The 17,840-nt window shown below is 57.3% G+C and carries 13 protein-coding genes; 11 read left to right on the plus strand and 2 right to left on the minus strand.

Annotated elements, in window-relative coordinates; genetic code table 11:
- Nucleotides 1–21 precede the first annotated feature (21 nt).
- Entirely contained in the window at nt 22–504 is a 483-nt protein-coding gene (locus ACL7TT_RS03980) for a chemotaxis protein CheW (protein WP_413393342.1), read from the plus strand.
- Between the two features lie 324 nt (nt 505–828).
- On the opposite strand, the gene ACL7TT_RS03985 is transcribed toward ACL7TT_RS03980, so the two are convergent.
- Entirely contained in the window at nt 829–3,486 is a 2,658-nt protein-coding gene (locus ACL7TT_RS03985; RefSeq protein ID WP_413393344.1) for a penicillin-binding protein 1A, read from the minus strand.
- A gap of 147 nt (nt 3,487–3,633) precedes the next feature.
- Between ACL7TT_RS03985 and ACL7TT_RS03990 the strand changes: the two genes are divergently transcribed.
- From ACL7TT_RS03990 to aroB, 7 genes are all read left to right on the plus strand, one after another.
- Nucleotides 3,634–4,710, plus strand: a complete 1,077-nt coding sequence (locus tag ACL7TT_RS03990) for a pilus assembly protein PilM (RefSeq protein WP_413393346.1) — start codon at nt 3,634–3,636, stop codon at nt 4,708–4,710.
- A 1-nt stretch (nt 4,711) separates the two neighbouring features.
- Complete coding sequence (locus ACL7TT_RS03995) at nt 4,712–5,287, plus strand: PilN domain-containing protein (RefSeq protein WP_413393347.1); 576 nt, start codon at nt 4,712–4,714, stop codon at nt 5,285–5,287.
- 12 nt (nt 5,288–5,299) lie between these two features.
- Complete coding sequence (locus ACL7TT_RS04000; protein WP_413393349.1) at nt 5,300–5,920, plus strand: type IV pilus inner membrane component PilO; 621 nt, start codon at nt 5,300–5,302, stop codon at nt 5,918–5,920.
- Entirely contained in the window at nt 5,917–6,447 is a 531-nt protein-coding gene (locus ACL7TT_RS04005; RefSeq protein ID WP_413393351.1) for a pilus assembly protein PilP, read from the plus strand. The genes ACL7TT_RS04000 and ACL7TT_RS04005 overlap by 4 nt, the downstream gene beginning before the upstream one ends.
- A complete protein-coding gene (gene pilQ, locus ACL7TT_RS04010; RefSeq protein WP_413393353.1) occupies nt 6,447–8,630 on the plus strand; it encodes a type IV pilus secretin PilQ in 2,184 nt (727 codons plus the stop codon). Before ACL7TT_RS04005 ends, pilQ begins: the two co-directional genes overlap by 1 nt.
- Complete coding sequence (locus ACL7TT_RS04015) at nt 8,627–9,151, plus strand: shikimate kinase (RefSeq protein ID WP_413393355.1); 525 nt, start codon at nt 8,627–8,629, stop codon at nt 9,149–9,151. Before pilQ ends, ACL7TT_RS04015 begins: the two co-directional genes overlap by 4 nt.
- A gap of 84 nt (nt 9,152–9,235) precedes the next feature.
- The gene (aroB, locus tag ACL7TT_RS04020) at nt 9,236–10,321 is read left to right on the plus strand and encodes a 3-dehydroquinate synthase (RefSeq protein ID WP_413393357.1); all 1,086 of its coding nucleotides are present in this window, start codon (nt 9,236–9,238) and stop codon (nt 10,319–10,321) included.
- A 133-nt stretch (nt 10,322–10,454) separates the two neighbouring features.
- Here aroB and ACL7TT_RS04025 read toward each other — a convergent pair whose 3' ends face one another.
- Entirely contained in the window at nt 10,455–10,607 is a 153-nt protein-coding gene (locus ACL7TT_RS04025; protein WP_413393359.1) for a hypothetical protein, read from the minus strand.
- A 58-nt stretch (nt 10,608–10,665) separates the two neighbouring features.
- On the opposite strand from ACL7TT_RS04025, the gene gltB reads away from it, so the two are divergent.
- The 3 genes from gltB (at nt 10,666) to hemE (ending at nt 17,793) form a co-directional block, all read left to right on the plus strand.
- Nucleotides 10,666–15,114 carry a glutamate synthase large subunit gene (gene gltB, locus ACL7TT_RS04030; RefSeq protein WP_413393361.1) on the plus strand — a complete coding sequence of 1,483 codons (4,449 nt, stop codon included), beginning with the start codon at nt 10,666–10,668 and terminating at the stop codon, nt 15,112–15,114.
- Nucleotides 15,115–15,134: 20 nt separating this feature from the next.
- Entirely contained in the window at nt 15,135–16,553 is a 1,419-nt protein-coding gene (locus ACL7TT_RS04035) for an FAD-dependent oxidoreductase (RefSeq protein WP_413393363.1), read from the plus strand.
- 175 nt (nt 16,554–16,728) lie between these two features.
- Nucleotides 16,729–17,793 carry a uroporphyrinogen decarboxylase gene (gene hemE / locus ACL7TT_RS04040; RefSeq protein WP_299940397.1) on the plus strand — a complete coding sequence of 355 codons (1,065 nt, stop codon included), beginning with the start codon at nt 16,729–16,731 and terminating at the stop codon, nt 17,791–17,793.
- Nucleotides 17,794–17,840 lie beyond the last annotated feature (47 nt).

The following is a 17,840-nucleotide window of genomic DNA, read 5'->3' on the forward strand; positions in this document are numbered from 1 at the left end:
GCCTAAACACAAGAGGTAGCAATGCGTGAAGTTGAAGCCCTACCGGTAGATGTCCCCCCAGAGGTGAGCAGTCTGTTACTGCCCCTGCAGCAGGGGCAGATGCTGGTACCTGTAGACAGTCTCTCTGAAATCATCGCGATGCAGACTCCGGTGGCTGTGTGCGATGCGCCCGAATGGTATCTGGGGGACCTGATCTGGCGTGAGCAGCGCCTGCCGCTGTTGTCTTTTGATGTGATGCGCGGTGACTCCCCTGGCGATATCCCGGAGAATGGGCGCATCGCTATTCTGAGCAGTGGCAATCCCGATGGCGACCTGCCATATTTCGCGCTTGTACTACGGGGAACGCCACGCCTGGTGCGCGTAACCCCCGAAGAGCTGGCGCTGCGTGAGCAACGCTTGAACCCCGGCGAACTAATGCATGTTGCGCTCTCTGGTGAGGAAGCTGTCATTCCCGATTTACAGGGGCTGGAGTGCGCCTGTGTGAAATACCGCAGGACAGATTGAAGGGGTGTCCAGTTTAGACGGGCGGGGCCCTGTCCCCGGCCACACACGTTTCCTGCCAAACCGTTTTTGAGGTCCTTGGTATCCTTGCAGGCTGAATGCATTTGTGGCCTAGCGGGTGAGGCAATGGTGCGCCGGCTTGCGCTCTGGGCATCACGCCGATTATTACCGTGCCTTTCTGACCGACCTCAATGGCAATAACCTAAAAGCCGTATGTCTCCTGCCTGACCGCGCAAACTCACCGGGGAACATCCAGCAATAAGCACAGATAGTCGGGTCCCTTTTTCATGAGATTACCCAGCCGCCAAGAGGTGCCCTGGGGCGGGGTTAAAACAGTTCCTCGGGCAGGGATTCAACCGGTCGTTCCCGTCCGGGCATATCCCTATCCTCGTCGGTATACCTGGATCGGTAGGGGTTATAAACCTCCCGCCTGGGTACGCGATTGGTGCGGAAAATCTCGAACATACCACCATAGGAGGTGCGCAGGCCATTCTTGGGGTTGATACGCACGGTCATTATACCGTCGGGTTGGGGCAGATGGCGCTCCGGTAGACCCTCCAGGGCTGCGGACATAAATTCGATCCAGATAGGCAGCGCTGCGGAACCACCGTATTCATTCTTGCCGAGTTCCCCATAGGAGTCGAAGCCCACCCAGGCACTGGTGGCCAGGTATGGACTGTAGCCGGAGAACCAGGCATCGCGGGGACCATTGGTAGTGCCGGTCTTACCGGCGATATCGCCGCGTTTCATCACGAGAGCGCGGCGCCCGGTTCCTTTCTTGATCACGTCCTTGAGGATGGAATCCATGATGTAGGTGGTTTCCACCGTCATGGCGCGCGGGGCCAGAGGACGCGCCTGGTTCTTTGCAGGGTCCAGCGGCCCTACCGGCAACACGTTTAACTTAACGGGCCCCTTGCCCTGGTCAGGGCCTTCCTCAGCCTGCTGCCAGGCGGCCAGGTTAACCGGCTCCTCAATGAAGCCCTGGGAATCGATACCGGGTTCGGGACAGTCATTGCACACAGTGAGGGGCAGTGCCTGGTAGAGCGCCTCGCCATTGACATCCAGCACTCGGTCCACCAGATAGGGTTCCACCCGGTAGCCGCCGTTGGCAAAGGCGGCATAGCCGCGCACCATGTCCAGGGGGGTGAGCGCAGAGCTGCCCAAGGCAATGGTCAGGTTGCGCGCGAGCTTGCTGCGCTCGAAACCGAAGCCTTCGATAAAACCCAGCGCATAGTCGAGCCCGAGGGCCTGTAACAGGCGGATGGAAACCATGTTGCGCGATTTATACAGTGCCGTACGTAAGCGGGTTGGCCCGAGAAAGGTGCCGCCATCATTCTCGGGTCGCCACACATCCTGTAGGTTGGTCTCCTCAAAAATAATCGGCGCATCGTTGATCACACTGGCCGCCGTGTAACCCCGCTCAATGGCGGAGGCGTAGATAAAGGGCTTGAAGCTGGAGCCCGGCTGTCGCGCTGCCTGGGTTACCCGATTGAAGTGGCTCTGGCGGAAATCGTAGCCGCCAACCAGAGCGCGTATGGCACCGTCTTTGGGATCGATGGAAACCAGTGCTCCCTGCGCTGCCGGTACCTGGGCCAATGCCCACTCTTCGGCGACCTGCGCTTGTGAGGGTTTTGAATCGCTTTCATCGGGGTCGGCAAATGGATCGGGCTTGGGTACTTCCTCGCCGGTTGAGGCCGGGGAGGCATGGCTGGCGCCTTCGCGAGGGGCCAAGACAACCTGGCGCAGGCGCACCACATCGCCCGGTGCAAACATTTTTTCCGCAGTTTGCAGCCGCGGGCCCCGGGCACTCTCGGAGATGTAGGGACGAATGGCATTGAGCCCGTTGCGCCAGGGAACCTCCACCACCCGTCGATCCCGCAGCTGTACCTGCAGCTGTTTGGGTTCGACTGCAGTGACCACACCGGGCTCGAGGTCCCCCAGTACAGGAATTTCATTGAGAAGATCAATCAGTTGGTCGCTGTCGTGCAATAGTTCCGGTGGCAACCGCTGCTCGGGACCGCGGTAGCCGTGGCGGGTATCGTAGGTTTCGAGCCCGTGTTGCAAGGCCTTGCGCGCCGCATCCTGAAGGCGGCTATCCACGGTTGTAATCACCTGATAGCCGTCGGTATAGGCGCTATCGCCAAACAGCGCCACAGCCTCCCTTCGAGCCATTTCGGCAATGTAAGGGGCATCCAGGTCCAGGTCGCGGCTGTGATAGCGGGCAGTGACCGGGGCGGTAATGGAGTGTTTGTACGCATCCTGGTCGATATAGTCCAGGTCCAGCATGCGCTTTAGAATCCAGTTGCGCCGCACCAGTGCGCGGGTTGGATTGGCAATGGGGTTGAAGGTTGAGGGGGCCTTGGGCAGCCCCGCCATCATGGCCCACTGGGCCAGGTTGAGCGCTTTGATATTGCGGCCATAGTAGACTTGTGCGGCAGCCTGGAAACCGTAGGCGCGGTTACCCAGGAATATCTTATTGATGTACAGCGTCAGGATCTCGTCTTTCGTAAGCTCGCGCTCTATCTGTAGGGAAAGCAGGATTTCATTGAACTTGCGCACAAAGCGCTGTTCGCGGCTCAAGAAGAAGTTGCGCGCCACCTGCATCGTCAGGGTACTGCCACCGGACTGAATGGCGCCGGTTTGTATCAGTTGGGAGGCGGCCCGGATCAGCCCCTTGATGGAGACGCCATTGTGGGAGTAAAAGCTTGCATCCTCAGCGGCGAGAATGGCCTGGATAAAGGGCTCGGGCGTTTGCTCGATGGTAATCGGGCTGCGCCGTTTTTCTCCGAACTCGCCAAGCAGTTTCATGTCCTGTGAATAGACCCGCAGGGGTGTTTGCAGGCGGATATCCCGCAAACTTTCAATGGAGGGCAGCCCCGGCTTCAGGTAGAGGTAAATGCTGGCGAGCACCATGGCGGTAGCGGCCAGGCCGGCGAGGAAGAGCCAGAACAGCGCCAGCAGGCGATTTTGGACTTTTGCAGTCATGAAACGGCTTCTGTGTACTTCATTTGTAGGATCCGATGAATAATTATACGAATATTGTGCGCTATTACCTATGCAAATGCCGCTTGAAGCGGTAATTTAAAGTGCTATAACATCAACCTCTCATAACCCACGGAAAAGATAAGAAAAATGGGGATTTTCCCTTTTCTGAATAAAGGCCAAAAGGCCATGTTGGGGCTCGATATTAGCTCTACTGCGGTGAAATTGCTGGAGCTGAGTCGCAATGGCGATAAATATCGTGTGGAGGGTTACGCCGTGGAGCCTCTGCCCCCCAATGCGGTGGTGGACAAAAACATCAATGATGTCGGGGCTGCGGCCGAGGCTATCCGCAAGGTGGTGCGCCGTTCCAAAACCCGCTTGCGTCAAGCCGCTGTGGCTGTTTCCGGCTCGGCGGTGATTACCAAGACGCTGGAAATGCCTGCGGATCTCTCCGATGAAGACTTGGAGGCACGGATTGCGCTGGAGGCGGACCAGTATATTCCCTATCCCCTGGAAGAAGTGAGCCTGGATTTTGAAGTGCAGGGCCCATCGGAGAAAGGGGAGGATCAGGTGGAGGTGCTGCTTGCGGCATGCCGAAGCGAAAATATCGATCAGCGCGTTTCCGCACTGGCAGAAGCCGAATTGGAAGCGGGCGTGGTCGATGTGGAAGCCTATGCCATAGAGCGCATCTACACTCTTTTGGAGGGGCAATTGCCGGCACAGGAGCAACTGACTGTCGCTGTTGTGGATATTGGTGCCACCATGAGTGCCTTGTCCATTTTGGTGGATGGCAAGACGGTTTACACCCGCGAGCAACTTTTCGGCGGGCGTCAACTCACCGATGAAATACAGCGCCGCTACGGCCTTTCAGCGGAAGAGGCCGCCCTGGCGAAGCACCAGGGTGGCAGCGGATTGCCTGACGATTACCACGCTGAGGTGCTGGAACCCTTCCGGGATGCGGTGATTCAGCAGATTACCCGTTCACTGCAGTTCTTTTACTCTTCTACCTCCTACAGTGATGTCGATTACATCCTGCTCAGCGGCGGTGTTGCGGCCATGGAAGGGTTGTCCGAGCTGATCGGTGAGAAACTGGGAAAGCCCACTTTGGTCGCCAACCCGTTTGCGGGGATGAGTATTTCCTCCAGGGTCAATCACAAGGCGCTGGGCAAAGAGGCGCCGGCCCTGTTGATTGCCGCGGGTCTGGCGATGCGGGAAAAGGAGTACTGATATGGCCAAGATTAACCTGCTGCCCTGGCGCCAGGAATACCGGGCCCAGAAGCAAAAAGAGTTTCAGCAGATCGCCCTGCTGGTTGTGATGGCGGCAGCGGTGTCTGTATTTCTTTGGATGGAAACTGTGGGTCAGCAGGTTGATCGCCAGAAAGCGCGCAACCAAATTCTACAGGTGAGGATCAATGCGCTGGATAAACAGGTCGCGGAAATCAAAGAGCTGAAAAAACACCGCCAGGAGCTGATTGATCGCATGCGGGTAATCCAGGAGCTGCAGGGCAACCGCCCCCTGGCTGTGCGCTATTTCGATGAGCTGGTGCAGGCCACACCAGAGGGGTTATGGCTGACCTCTCTTGTGCGTAAGGGAAACAGTCTGGCCCTATCCGGTGTCGCTGAATCCAACAATCGGGTTTCATCCTTTATGCGCAACCTGGACCAGTCTGACTGGTATGACTCCCCGATCCTCACTGATGTCACGGCAAGTCCTGCATTTGGGGAGCAGGCGAGTGCTTTCCAGCTCGGAATCAATATGAGTGGGCGTAAAAAAGACAGTGAACATGCCGATGCAGACAATTAAAGGAACCTGATCATGGCATTGGGAGATACCCTAGAGCAACTGAAAAATCTCGATATCAATGATATCGACTTCAGTCGTGTAGGCGTCTGGCCGCTGGCTGGACGCGTTGCGCTTTTGAGCCTGGTTGCGGCGGTGCTGGTTGGGCTTGGGTACTATTGGCAGATTGGCGACCTGTACAGCAAACTGGAAATCGCTGCAAAAAAAGAACACGAGTTATTTTCTCAATTCGAGCACAAGCAGTTTGAAGCGCAAAACCTGGAAGCCTATCGCGCACAGCTTGTCGAAATCAAACAGAATTTCGGTGCCCTGCTCAAGCAGCTGCCCCAGGATACCGAGGTTCCGGGCCTGTTGGAGGACATTGACGAATACGGCCGCGGCAGTGGTCTCACCATTGAAAAAGTGGCACTGGAAGACGAATTGGTGGGCGAATTCTATGTGGAACTCCCAATCCGTATAGAGGTTCAAGGCGGCTACCATGAATTTGGTGCCTTTGTCAGTGGTATTGCCGGCATGCCGCGCATCGTGACATTACACGATTATGAAATTACCACCAATCGAGACGGGGCAGGCCTTCTGAATATGGTCATCAACGCCAAGACATATCGCTATAAAGATCAGGAGGAAGAGGGGTGATTAGGTATATCGTCCTCACTGTTAACCTCCTGGTGGTTTCGAGCTGTAGTCTGAATACGGACCACAGCGACTTGCGCGAGAGAATGGCCGAAGTGGAGCAGAAGCCCCGGGGCCAGATGGAGCCGATTCCGGCCTTTACGCCCTATAGTCCCTATGTGTACAGCACGGCAGCCCGGCGCAGCCCTTTTGTGCGCCCGGTGCTGGAGTCGGAGCAGCGGCTGGTGGGGCGCAAGCTCGATATCGCACCGGATATGCATCGACAGCGGGAGCTGTTGGAAAGAGTCAACTTCGATGCCCTGTCGATGGTGGGCACCCTGTCCGGCGACGGACAGCTCTGGGCTTTGATTGATGATGGTGCCGGCGGTATCCACCGGATTACCGTCGGCAACTACATGGGTAAGAACCATGGGCGCGTAGTGAATGCCACCGCTTCACAAGTCGACGTACTGGAAATTGTACCGGATGGTACCGGTGGCTGGATTGAGAGGCCGCGGGCACTGACGTTGAAAGAGAGGGACAACGGATAATGATCAATAAGCAGTTCGCCAATTTCTTGGCTCCCTATCAGCTACTACTGCTCGGATTGCTGATGCTCCCTGCTGCCGCGCAGGCCCAAATGAATCAACTGAATGATATTCAGTTTTCCGAGCTACCCGGAAGCCGGGTGCAATTGCGCCTGACTTTTAGCGACACACCCCCCGAGCCCACAGGATACACGATTGAGCAACCGGCGCGCATCGTGATGGACTTCGTCGGTGTTGAGAGTGTATTGCCGCGAAAAAAATTTCCCTTGGGGATAGGGGGTGCCCGTAGCGCGGTGATCGTCTCCAGTGAGGGCCGCACGCGCTTGATTGTCAACCTGGACCAGTTACCGGTGTATACCAGCGCGCGCGAGGGCAATCAGCTGGTACTGGACATCGGCGCCGACTCGGCGACTGGGGCCATGGTATCTGCGCCGACCACCCAAGCCTCCCATGCTCGCGGCGCCAATTTGAGTGGCGATCAACAGTTCCTCAGTACTGGAGGGGTGGTCATCAGCAATATCGATTTTCGCCGCGGCGAGACCGGCGAGGGGAAAGTGATTATCAGCCTGTCTGACCCTGGCGTGAATATTGATGTTGAACGCACCAAAGGCAAAATATATCTGACGTTCCTCAATGCCGAGTTACCGGACTCTTTGCGCCAGCGCCTGGATGTAACGGATTTCGCAACCCCGGTGAATTCAATTACGGTTGATCACGATGGACGAAATACCGTCATTGCCATTGATCCGGCGGATGTCGAGTATGATTATCTTGCCTACCAGGCGGATACTGAGTATGTGCTCAGTGTGAAACCGCTATCGGCTGCTGAAGTTCGTGAAAAAGAAAAGGCGTTTGAGTTTTCCGGCAAGAAAATGTCATTGAGTTTTCAGGATATAGAAGTACGTTCGGTTCTGCAGATCTTTGCCGATTTCACCGACCTCAATCTGGTAGCGAGCGACACCGTGCAGGGGCGCATCACCCTGCGCCTGGATGGTGTCCCCTGGGATCAGGCCCTGGACCTGATTTTGAAAGCAAAAGGTCTGGACAAGCGCCAGGAGGGCAGTGTCATTATGGTGGCGCCGGCCGCGGAGATTGCCGAGCGGGAGCGCCAGGAGCTCGAGACACGCAGGCAGTTACGGGAGTTGGCACCGCTACGCACAGAGTATATCCATGTCCGCTATGCCGATGCCGGTGAGCTCTTCAAGTTGTTTTCCGGCGGGCAAGGGGATAGTCAGGGGCAGGGGGGCTTTGCCGGTGGCAACAGTGATGATAGCAATAAAGCCAGTATATTGTCCTCGCGCGGCAGTGCGATTGTCGATGAGCGTACTAACACGATCATTCTCACGGACACAGAAGATAAGATCGCACAATTTCGCGAATTGATTGAGGCCATCGATGTCCCGATCCGCCAGGTAATGATCGAGGCCCGTATTGTCACGGCAAACAGTGATTTTACCCGTCAGTTAGGGGTCAAGTGGGATTATGTGGGTGGTCAAGAAATCAGTGATGATGCTTTTGGGGCTAGCTCTGGCAGCTTGGGATTAAAGGACGAAACCACCCTTGGTGCCCTAGAAGGAGACTTTGATCCACTACTGGTGGATTTGGGGGTAAGCAATCCCGCAGGTAGCATCGCTTACGCCATCCTAAAAAGAGACTTCTATCTTGGCTTGGAATTGTCTGCCCTGGAAGAGGCGGGTATGGCTGAGATTGTCTCCCAGCCAAAGGTGGTGACGGGAGACAAACAGGAAGCCAATCTTCAATCGGGCGTTGAGATTCCCTATCAGGAAGCAACCTCTTCAGGGGCAGCCTCTATCACCTTTCGCGAGGCGGTGCTGCATTTGAAAGTTGTGCCGCAAATCACGCCGGACAACAATATTATTATGGCATTGAGAATTGATCAGAACAGTGTTGGTGAGCTTGTTGCCGTGAGCGGCGGTGGTCAGGTGCCCTCGATCAATGTTAACTCCCTGGAGACAAAGGTGTTGGTCCGCAATGGCGAGACGATAGTCTTGGGTGGGATTTTCGAGAGTAATGTGATTGAGGGAGAAACCAAGGTTCCTTTCCTGGGGGACATCCCCTACCTGGGTAATTTGTTCAAGAGGACTATTCGGACAGATGACAAACGCGAAATACTGATGTTCATTACCCCGCGCATTATGGAAGACGAGACGTTTTTTGCTAAGTGATCAACCGCTCCATTTTTTTAGTCGGCCCCATGGGGGCGGGCAAATCCACTATCGGTAAATTGCTGGCAGCTCAATTGCGGCTGCCGTTTGCCGATACCGACAAGGTGCTGGAAGAGCGCACCGGGGCGGATATTCCCTGGATCTTCGATGTGGAAGGAGAGGCGGGATTTCGTCGGCGGGAAAGTGACGTGCTCAAGGAGCTGTGTCATGGGGATTGCCAGGTGATTGGCACTGGTGGCGGTATAGTACTACTGGCGGAAAACCGGCGGATGCTGAAAAAATGCGGCCACGTTGCCTATCTGCAGGCCGGTGTGGAGCAACTGCTCGAACGCACTTCAAAAAATGCCAATCGCCCGCTCCTGTATGTCCCCGATCCACGCAAGCGTATCGAAGAGATACTGCAGGAGCGCGAGCCCCTCTATCGTGAGGTGGCAGACGTGATCTGCACTACCGACCATCTCAATCCCAAACAGGCTTCCGTTCTGGTGGCCGAACGCCTGCAGGACTTTCTCTGCCAATAACGCCGCGGGCACTCTGTGCTAAAGTGCGCTTCATTTAATTCCCCTTTACGGTGTCAGACTCGAACTGACGGGAAAGAGAGCACCATGCACAGCCTGAATGTAGCCCTGGGGGCGCGCAGCTACCCCATTATCATCGGACCGAAACTCCTTGGAGATGCACAGTATTTGCTGCCCTCAATTCGCGGGCGTCAGGTCTGTGTGGTGACTAATGAGACTGTTGCGCCCCTTTATCTGGCTCGGCTGCTCAAAGGCCTGCCTGGCTTCGATAAGGTGGATGTTGTCGAGTTGCCCGATGGTGAATCCTACAAGACCCTGAATACGGTTAACCGCATCTTCGATGCTCTTCTGGAGAAACGCCACAATCGCACCACCACCCTGATTGCCCTTGGCGGCGGTGTGGTTGGGGATATGTGTGGTTTTGCCGCCGCCTGTTATCAGCGCGGGGTGGATTTTATCCAGATACCCACGACCCTGCTCGCGCTTGTGGATTCCTCAGTTGGTGGTAAGACCGGTGTCAATCACCCGTTGGGGAAGAATATGATCGGCGCTTTTTACCAGCCTCGCCTGGTACTGGCGGATACGGATACCCTGACCACCCTGCCCGGCAGGGAGTTTTCCGCCGGTATTGCCGAGGTTATCAAATATGGTTTGATCTGTGACGCGCCGTTTTTTCTTTGGCTCGAGGCTAATATGGATGCTCTGTTGCAACGCGATACAGCTATCCTCGCTTATGCCGTTGATCGATGCTGCCGGGATAAGGCGGCAGTGGTCGCCAGTGACGAGCGCGAGTCCGGACGCCGTGCCATATTGAATTTTGGCCATACCTTTGGCCACGCGATCGAGACGGTGCAGGGCTACGGCGCCTGGCTTCACGGTGAGGCGGTCGCGGCTGGCATGGTCCTGGCACTGGAGCTGTCGCGATTGTGTGGCAGTGTCGATAACAACCTGCTCGGGCGGTTGCGAAGTCTTCTGCGCAAGGCCCGGCTCCCACAGCGGCCCCCCGCGGGGATGACCGTTACGGACTTTCTGCAAGCCATGGCGCTAGACAAAAAAGTGGTGAATGGGAGGCTGCGCCTAGTGGTGCTGAAGGCGCTTGGCGAAGCCAGGGTGGCAGAAGACACACCGAGGGAAAAAGTGATAGATGCGCTAAAAAACTGCGGGGTGAGGTGATGATTCCCCCGATATGGCCCACAGCAGAGAGGTGAATAACAGAAAATGATCTCAATAGGAGATAAGTCTGTCTTGATTTAACTTGGCAGATTAATAATCTGCATAATATTGAAAATACAGTGCCATGGAAGTACTATTGCGCGCCCCATGAAGAATGGTTGGGTAAAAAAACCGCCATAAAGAAGAAAAAAAGAAAGCCCCAGCAGAGGGCTTTTTTTATCTTGGGATCTTCTACCTGGGGATTGCAGGAGAGCGCAGCGGGATTCAAGCGCATTTTTTTGCCCATGACAGGTCTGGAGTCGTCCGTTCCTGTGGTTCCGTAATCGATAGTGACGAGGAGTTCTATGGGTAGCAGTCTGTATCAGTTGGATGAATTCAAAGACAACTGCGGTTTTGGCCTGATTGCGCATTTGCATGGCTTGGCGAGTCATCAGTTAGTGCAAACAGCCATCCAATCCCTCACCTGCATGACCCATCGGGGCGGTATTGCCGCCGATGGCAAAACTGGCGATGGCTGTGGACTGTTGCTGCAAAAACCGGATGCCTTCCTGCGCGGCGAGGCCCGCGCCCTTTTTGGTACCGAACTGACCGATACCTATGCGGTGGGCTCGGTGATGTTGCCCGTTGATGAGCATGACGCTCGGTCCGCCCGGCAAATTTTGCAGGAGGCGCTGGAAGCGCAGAACATGCACATTGTCGGTTGGCGCACAGTGCCCACCAACCCGGAATGTTTAGGTCCCATTGCCCATGCTTGCCAGCCGCGCTTTGAGCAACTGCTGATCAATGATGCCGAGGAGCCGCTGGGACAGGCGAAGTTTAATGCGCGCCTCTATGTGGCGCGGCGCAAGGCGGAAAAACAACTGGGTAGCTCTGTATATATCGCCAGTCTCTCCACCAGCGTGCTCTCATACAAGGGCCTGATGATCCCAGCAGACCTGCCGAAGTTCTTCCCGGAATTGGCCGACCCCCGCTTGCAGTCCGCCATCTGTGTCTTTCACCAGCGCTTTTCGACCAATACCATGCCGCGTTGGCCGTTGGCCCAACCGTTTCGTCTGCTGGCCCACAATGGCGAGATCAACACCATCACTGGCAACCGCAACTGGTCTGTGGCGCGCACTAATAAGTTTGTCACCGGCCTGATTCCCGAGTTGGATGAACTGGTACCGCTGGTCAACAGCGAGGGCTCCGACTCTTCCAGCCTGGATAATATGTTGGAAATGCTGCTCGCTGGCGGCATGGAACTGCACCGGGCGGTACGCATGCTGGTACCGCCAGCCTGGCAGAATGTCGAGGGCATGGATGCGGACCTGCGCGCTTTTTATGAATATATCTCCATGCATATGGAGCCCTGGGATGGCCCCGCCGGCCTGGTGATGACCGATGGTCGCCACGCTGTTTGTACCCTCGATCGCAACGGTTTGCGCCCATCCCGGTGGGTGATTACCAAAGATGACATCATCACCGTGGCCTCTGAGGTGGGTGTTCATGGCTATGCAGCAGAGGACGTGGTGGCCAAGGGGCGCCTGGGGCCCGGGCAGATGCTCTCCGTGGATACCCTGGAGGGTAAGCTGTACTACACCGCGGATATCGACAACATGCTCAAGCGGGCCCAGCCATACAAACGCTGGCTAAAGGAAAAAGCGCGGCGTATCCGCTCCACCTTGGTCACCGCACCGGTGGACAATAATTTCTCCCACCAGCAATTCAAGGTTTACCAGAAGCTGTTCAGTTCCTCCCTGGAAGAGCGCGACAAGGTGGTGCGCCCCATGGCGGAGGCCGGCCAGGAAGCGGTGGGCTCCATGGGGGATGACACCCCGATGGCGGTTTTGTCCCGCTACAATCGCGCCCTTTACGATTACTTCCGCCAACAGTTTGCCCAGGTGACCAATCCGCCTATTGACCCCTTGCGGGAGACGGTGGTGATGTCTCTGGAGACCTGCCTGGGGCGCGAGAAATCCGTGTTCGAGGAAACACCGGAACACGCTGACCGTGTGATCCTATCCTCTCCGGTTCTGTCCCATATGAAATACACCGCATTGTTATCGCTGGATCGCCCCGGTTTCGATGCCGAAATCTTCGACCTGAATTACGATCCGGCGGAACTGGACCTGAAAATCGCCATCGAGAGATTGTGTGCCCGGGTCGAGGCCGCAGTGCGTGCCGGCACTGTGATCGTGGTACTTTCAGACCGGGATATTTGCCAGAGTCTCCTGCCTATTGAGGCATTGCTTGCCACCGGTGCGGTACACCATCATCTGGTCCATGCGGGCCTGCGTTGTGATTCCAATATCGTGGTGGATACTGCCAGTGCGCGGGACGCCCACCAACTCGCCTGCCTGGTGGGCGTTGGTGCCACTGCCGTACATCCCTACTTCTCCTACAGCATCATCAATCATTTGATCGATACCGGCGAACTGCTGTTGGATGCGGCGGAAGCGCAGAAAAATTATCGCAACGGCGTGATCAAGGGGTTGTTGAAGATCCTGTCGAAAATGGGGATTTCCACGGTGGCCTCCTACCGCGGTGCCCTGTTATTCGAATTGGTGGGGCTTTCCAAAGACGTTGTGGACTTGTGTTTTCCCGGTGCCCCTACCCGCATAGAAGGTGCCGGTTTTGCCGAACTGGAGGCAGATATGGCCTCCCGCGCCGATATTGCCTGGAAGGCGCGCAAGCCGGTCTCTCCCGGTGGACTGCACAAGTATGTGCACGGCCAGGAATATCACACCTTTAACCCGGATGTGGTGACCGCCCTGCGCCGTGCCGCCAGTAGCGGCGATTACACAGCCTGGTGCGATTACACAGCCCTGGTGAATCGGCGTCCGGTAGCGACCCTGCGGGATCTGCTCGGCTTCAAGGAGTCTATCAACCCGATACCCTTGCAGGAAGTGGAGCCTGTTGCACAGATCGTGCGCCGCTTTGACACCGCCGCCATGTCCCTCGGTGCGCTGTCGCCAGAGGCGCACGAATCCCTGGCCCAGGCGATGAATCGCCTGGGGGGCCGCTCCAACAGTGGGGAGGGCGGTGAAGATCCGGCCCGCTTCGGCACCGACAAGGTTTCCAAGATCAAGCAGATTGCTTCCGGCCGTTTCGGGGTGACGCCGCATTATCTGGTGAATGCGGAAGTACTACAGATCAAGGTGGCCCAGGGAGCCAAGCCCGGTGAGGGTGGCCAGCTGCCGGGCGGCAAGGTGAATGCGCTGATCGCGCGTCTGCGCTACTCCGTCCCCGGTGTGACCCTGATTTCACCGCCACCGCATCACGATATCTATTCCATCGAGGACCTGGCCCAGTTGATCTTCGACCTGAAACAGGTCAATCCCGATGCGCTGGTATCGGTGAAACTGGTTTCGCGCCCCGGCGTCGGCACTATCGCCGCGGGAGTGGCCAAGGCCTATGCGGACCTGATCACCATTTCCGGCTACGATGGTGGCACTGCCGCCAGCCCCATTACCTCTATCCGCTACGCCGGTTCACCCTGGGAGCTGGGGTTGGCGGAAACCCACCAGACCCTGCGCGCCAATGACCTGCGCGACAAGGTGCGGGTGCAGACCGATGGTGGCCTGAAGACTGGTCTCGATGTGATCAAGGCGGCCATTCTTGGCGCTGAGAGCTTTGGTTTTGGTACCGCGCCCATGGTGGCCATCGGCTGTAAATACCTGCGTATCTGCCACCTGAATAACTGTGCCACTGGTATCGCCACCCAGCGTAAGAGCCTGCGCGACGAGCACTATATCGGCACTGCCGAAATGGCCGTGAACTTCTTCCGCTTCGTCGCCGAAGAAACCCGTGAGTGGATGGCGCAGCTCGGGGTGCGCAGCCTGGAGGCGCTGGTCGGTCGCGTGGATCTGCTGCGTGTACTGGAGGGGGAAACCGACAAGCAGAGAAAGCTCGACCTGTCGCCGCTGTTGCACACCGATGCGCACCTCGACAGCAAACCGCAAACCTGCCAGTCCACCAGGAATGCGCCCTGGGACAAGGGCGCGCTGGCCGAGCGTATGGTGGCGGAAATTCTGCCCACCATAGAAAGTCTGGCCGGGGGTACATTCAGTTACGAGATATCCAACCGCGACCGCTCCCTGGGCGCGCGCCTGTCCGGTGAGATCGCCAAGCGCTATGGCAACCAGGGCATGGTGGAAGTGCCGGTCAAACTGCGTCTCAAGGGCGTTGCCGGGCAGTCGTTCGGCGTCTGGAACGCCGGCGGCCTGGAAATGTATCTGGAAGGGGATGCCAACGATTATGTGGGCAAAGGCATGGCCGGCGGCAAGCTGGTGATCCGCCCGCCCGAAGACAGCGTCTTTGCCTCTCGGGAAACCAGTATTGTCGGTAACACCTGCCTGTACGGTGCCACCGGCGGCAAACTGTTTGCCGCGGGCCGCGCCGGCGAGCGCTTCGCCGTGCGCAATTCCGGCGCCTTTGCCGTAGTGGAGGGCGCGGGTGACCACTGCTGTGAATATATGACCGGCGGTATGGTCGCAGTACTGGGTCGCACCGGTTACAACTTCGGTGCCGGCATGACCGGTGGATTTGCCTATGTACTGGATCTGGAGCGGGATTTCTTCGACCGCTGCAACCATGAGCTGATTGAGCTGCGCCGTATCAGCAGCGAGATCCTGGAGCCGCACCAGAGCCATTTGCGCGCAGTGATTGAGGAGAGCACCGCGGAGACCAGCAGTGCCTGGGGTATGGAGTTGTTGGAAAACTTTGACGAACACCTGAGCCGTTTCTGGTTGGTGAAACCCAAGGCGGCAAGCCTTGCGGATCTTCTTTCTGACGTGCGCAAGCGCGGCGAATAAAGCGGGGACAGGGAGACAGTATGAAAGACAGGCTGAACAACGATTTCCAGTTTATCGATGTGGCGCGTATCGATCCACCGAAGAAGAATATCATCACCCGCACCAACGAATTTGTGGAGATCTACCAGCCTTTCAGTAACAGCCAAGTGGCGAGCCAGGCGCACCGCTGCCTGGACTGTGGCAACCCCTATTGCGAGTGGAAGTGCCCGGTGCACAACTATATCCCCAACTGGTTGCAGCTGATCAGCGAGGGAAATGTGATCGAAGCGGCGGAACTCTGTCACGAGACCAATACCCTGCCGGAAGTCTGTGGTCGCGTGTGTCCACAGGACCGCCTGTGCGAGGGCGCCTGTACCCTTAACGATGGTTTTGGTGCTGTGACCATCGGCAATGCGGAAAAATATATTACCGATACCGCCTTTGCCCTGGGCTGGCGCCCGGACCTGAGCCATGTCACAAAGAGCGGCAAAAAGGTTGCGATCATCGGCGCCGGCCCCGCCGGACTGGGCTGTGCCGATATCCTGGTACGCAGCGGTGTGCAACCGGTGGTGTTCGACAAGCACCCGGAGATCGGCGGCCTGATCACCTTTGGTATCCCGGAGTTCAAGCTGGAAAAATCCGTGATGCAGAAGCGTCGCGCGGTGTTTGAGGAAATGGGGGTGGAGTTCCGCCTCAATACCGAAGTGGGCAGGGATATCCGCTTTGGTGAGCTACTCAACGACCACAATGCTGTCTTCCTGGGCATGGGCACCTACAGCTATATGAAAGGGGGTTTTCCCGGCGAGGATTTGCCCGGCGTGCATGATGCCCTGCCGTTTTTGGTGGCCAATGTGAACCGCAATATGGGCTGGGAGAAGGACCCAGCGGAGTTCGTAGCGGTGGAGGGCAAGCGTGTGATAGTGCTTGGTGGCGGCGATACTGCCATGGACTGCAACCGCAGTGCCATCCGCCTGGGTGCCAAGAGTGTGACCTGTGTCTACCGCCGCGATAAGGAGAATATGCCCGGTTCCCGCCGCGAGGTGGCCAATGCCGGGGAGGAGGGGGTGCAGTTCCTGTTCAATCGTCAGCCGGTGGAAATCGTTGGCGAGGGCAAGGTCTTCGGGGTCAGAATGGTGACTACCGAATTGGGTGAACCCGATGAGAACGGCCGCCGCCGGCCCCAGGTGCTGACCGATTCTGAGGAGGTGGTCCCGGCGGATATCGTTCTGGTGGCTTTCGGCTTTCGCCCGAGCCCCGCCGAGTGGTTTGCCGAGTATGATATCGAGGTCGCGGATTGGGGCGGCGTTGTCGCGTCACAAGAACAGAAATACAAATTCCAGACCGCCAACGAGAAGGTCTTTGCCGGCGGTGATATGGTACGCGGTTCCGATCTGGTAGTGACCGCCATCTGGGAAGGGCGCCAGGCCGGCGAGGGTATTCTCGATTACTTGGGCATCTAATCGGCTCCAGCTGTTCGCAGGGGACCGCTCCCCCCACTATCGCCCTTTTATTGCGCTTCCCTACCCATTCCAGGCTGCACTCCGCTATATTTTTGCCACCCTGTTTATCGTGGCCCTGCCCCCGGTACAATGGCGCTTTTTTAACCCATTCAGTGTGCCTATGTCTGATACCAAATTGCCCGAATTAAAAAATGACCGTTTCCTCCGCGCCCTGCTGCGCCTGCCCGTGGATCGAACGCCGGTGTGGATGATGCGCCAGGCGGGCCGCTATCTGCCGGAGTATCGCGCCAGCCGCGCCGAAGCCGGTAGCTTTATGGACCTGTGCCGTAATACCGAGCTGGCCTGTGAAGTAACCCTGCAGCCACTGGAGCGTTATCCCCTGGATGCGGCGATCCTGTTCTCCGATATCCTCACCATTCCCGATGCCATGGGCCTCGGCCTCTATTTTGCCGAGGGCGAAGGGCCCAAATTCCACAAGCCCCTGCGCAGTGCTGCGGATATCGAGAACCTGGAAGTGTTGAACAGTGCGCGCGATCTGGACTATGTGATGAACGCCGTGACCAGCATTCGCCGCGAACTGAACGGGCGCGTACCGCTGATTGGCTTCTCCGGCAGCCCCTGGACCCTGGCTACTTACATGATTGAGGGCGGCTCCAGCAGGGATTTTGCCCGCTGTAAAGAAATGCTCTACAACCGTCCTGAATTGATGCACCGGCTGCTGTCAGTACTGGCCGACTCTGTCACTGATTACCTGAACGCACAGATTCGTGCAGGAGCCCAGGCTGTACAAATTTTTGATACCTGGGGGGGGACTTTGAGCCACAGGGCCTATCGCGAGTTTTCCCTGCAATATATGGCGCGTATCCTGCGTGGCTTGATCAAGGAGAGCGAGGGTCGCCGCGTGCCTGCCATCCTGTTCACCAAGGGCGGTGGCCAGTGGTTGGAGGCGATGGCGGAAACCGGTGCAGAGGCCCTGGGTCTTGATTGGACCACCGATATCGGCAACGCCCGCGCCCGCGTGGGCGGACGGGTGGCTCTGCAGGGTAACCTGGACCCGTCGGTCCTCTTTGCCGGACCCGAGCGCATCCGCCGGGAAGTCGCGCTAATCCTGGAGGCGTTCGGTCACGGCAGCGGCCACGTTTTCAACCTCGGTCATGGTATTACCCCGAAAGTCGACCCGGTCCACGCCGGCGCCATGATTGAGGCAGTGGTGACGCTTTCGGCAAAATACCATGCATAACGGTGGCAACCAGTGTCTGAGTCTGTGAGCGCAGTCCCACTTTTGGC

Origin of the sequence: Microbulbifer jejuensis, from assembly GCF_047289955.1 — a bacterium.
In the GTDB taxonomy this organism is placed as follows: Bacteria; Pseudomonadota; Gammaproteobacteria; order Pseudomonadales; family Cellvibrionaceae; genus Microbulbifer.

Bases quoted from the DNA above. Each gene is read 5' to 3' on its own strand.
- ACL7TT_RS03985 (WP_413393344.1), bottom strand. From the start codon at position 3,486: ATGACTGCAAAAGTCCAAAATCGCCTGCTGGCGCTGTTCTGGCTCTTC.
- ACL7TT_RS04035 (WP_413393363.1), top strand. From the start codon at position 15,135: ATGAAAGACAGGCTGAACAACGATTTCCAGTTTATCGATGTGGCGCGT.
- gltB (WP_413393361.1), top strand. From the start codon at position 10,666: ATGGGTAGCAGTCTGTATCAGTTGGATGAATTCAAAGACAACTGCGGT.
- ACL7TT_RS04025 (WP_413393359.1), bottom strand. From the start codon at position 10,607: ATGGGCAAAAAAATGCGCTTGAATCCCGCTGCGCTCTCCTGCAATCCC.
- ACL7TT_RS03990 (WP_413393346.1), top strand. From the start codon at position 3,634: ATGGGGATTTTCCCTTTTCTGAATAAAGGCCAAAAGGCCATGTTGGGG.
- pilQ (WP_413393353.1), top strand. From the start codon at position 6,447: ATGATCAATAAGCAGTTCGCCAATTTCTTGGCTCCCTATCAGCTACTA.
- aroB (WP_413393357.1), top strand. From the start codon at position 9,236: ATGCACAGCCTGAATGTAGCCCTGGGGGCGCGCAGCTACCCCATTATC.
- ACL7TT_RS04000 (WP_413393349.1), top strand. From the start codon at position 5,300: ATGGCATTGGGAGATACCCTAGAGCAACTGAAAAATCTCGATATCAAT.
- ACL7TT_RS03980 (WP_413393342.1), top strand. From the start codon at position 22: ATGCGTGAAGTTGAAGCCCTACCGGTAGATGTCCCCCCAGAGGTGAGC.
- ACL7TT_RS03995 (WP_413393347.1), top strand. From the start codon at position 4,712: ATGGCCAAGATTAACCTGCTGCCCTGGCGCCAGGAATACCGGGCCCAG.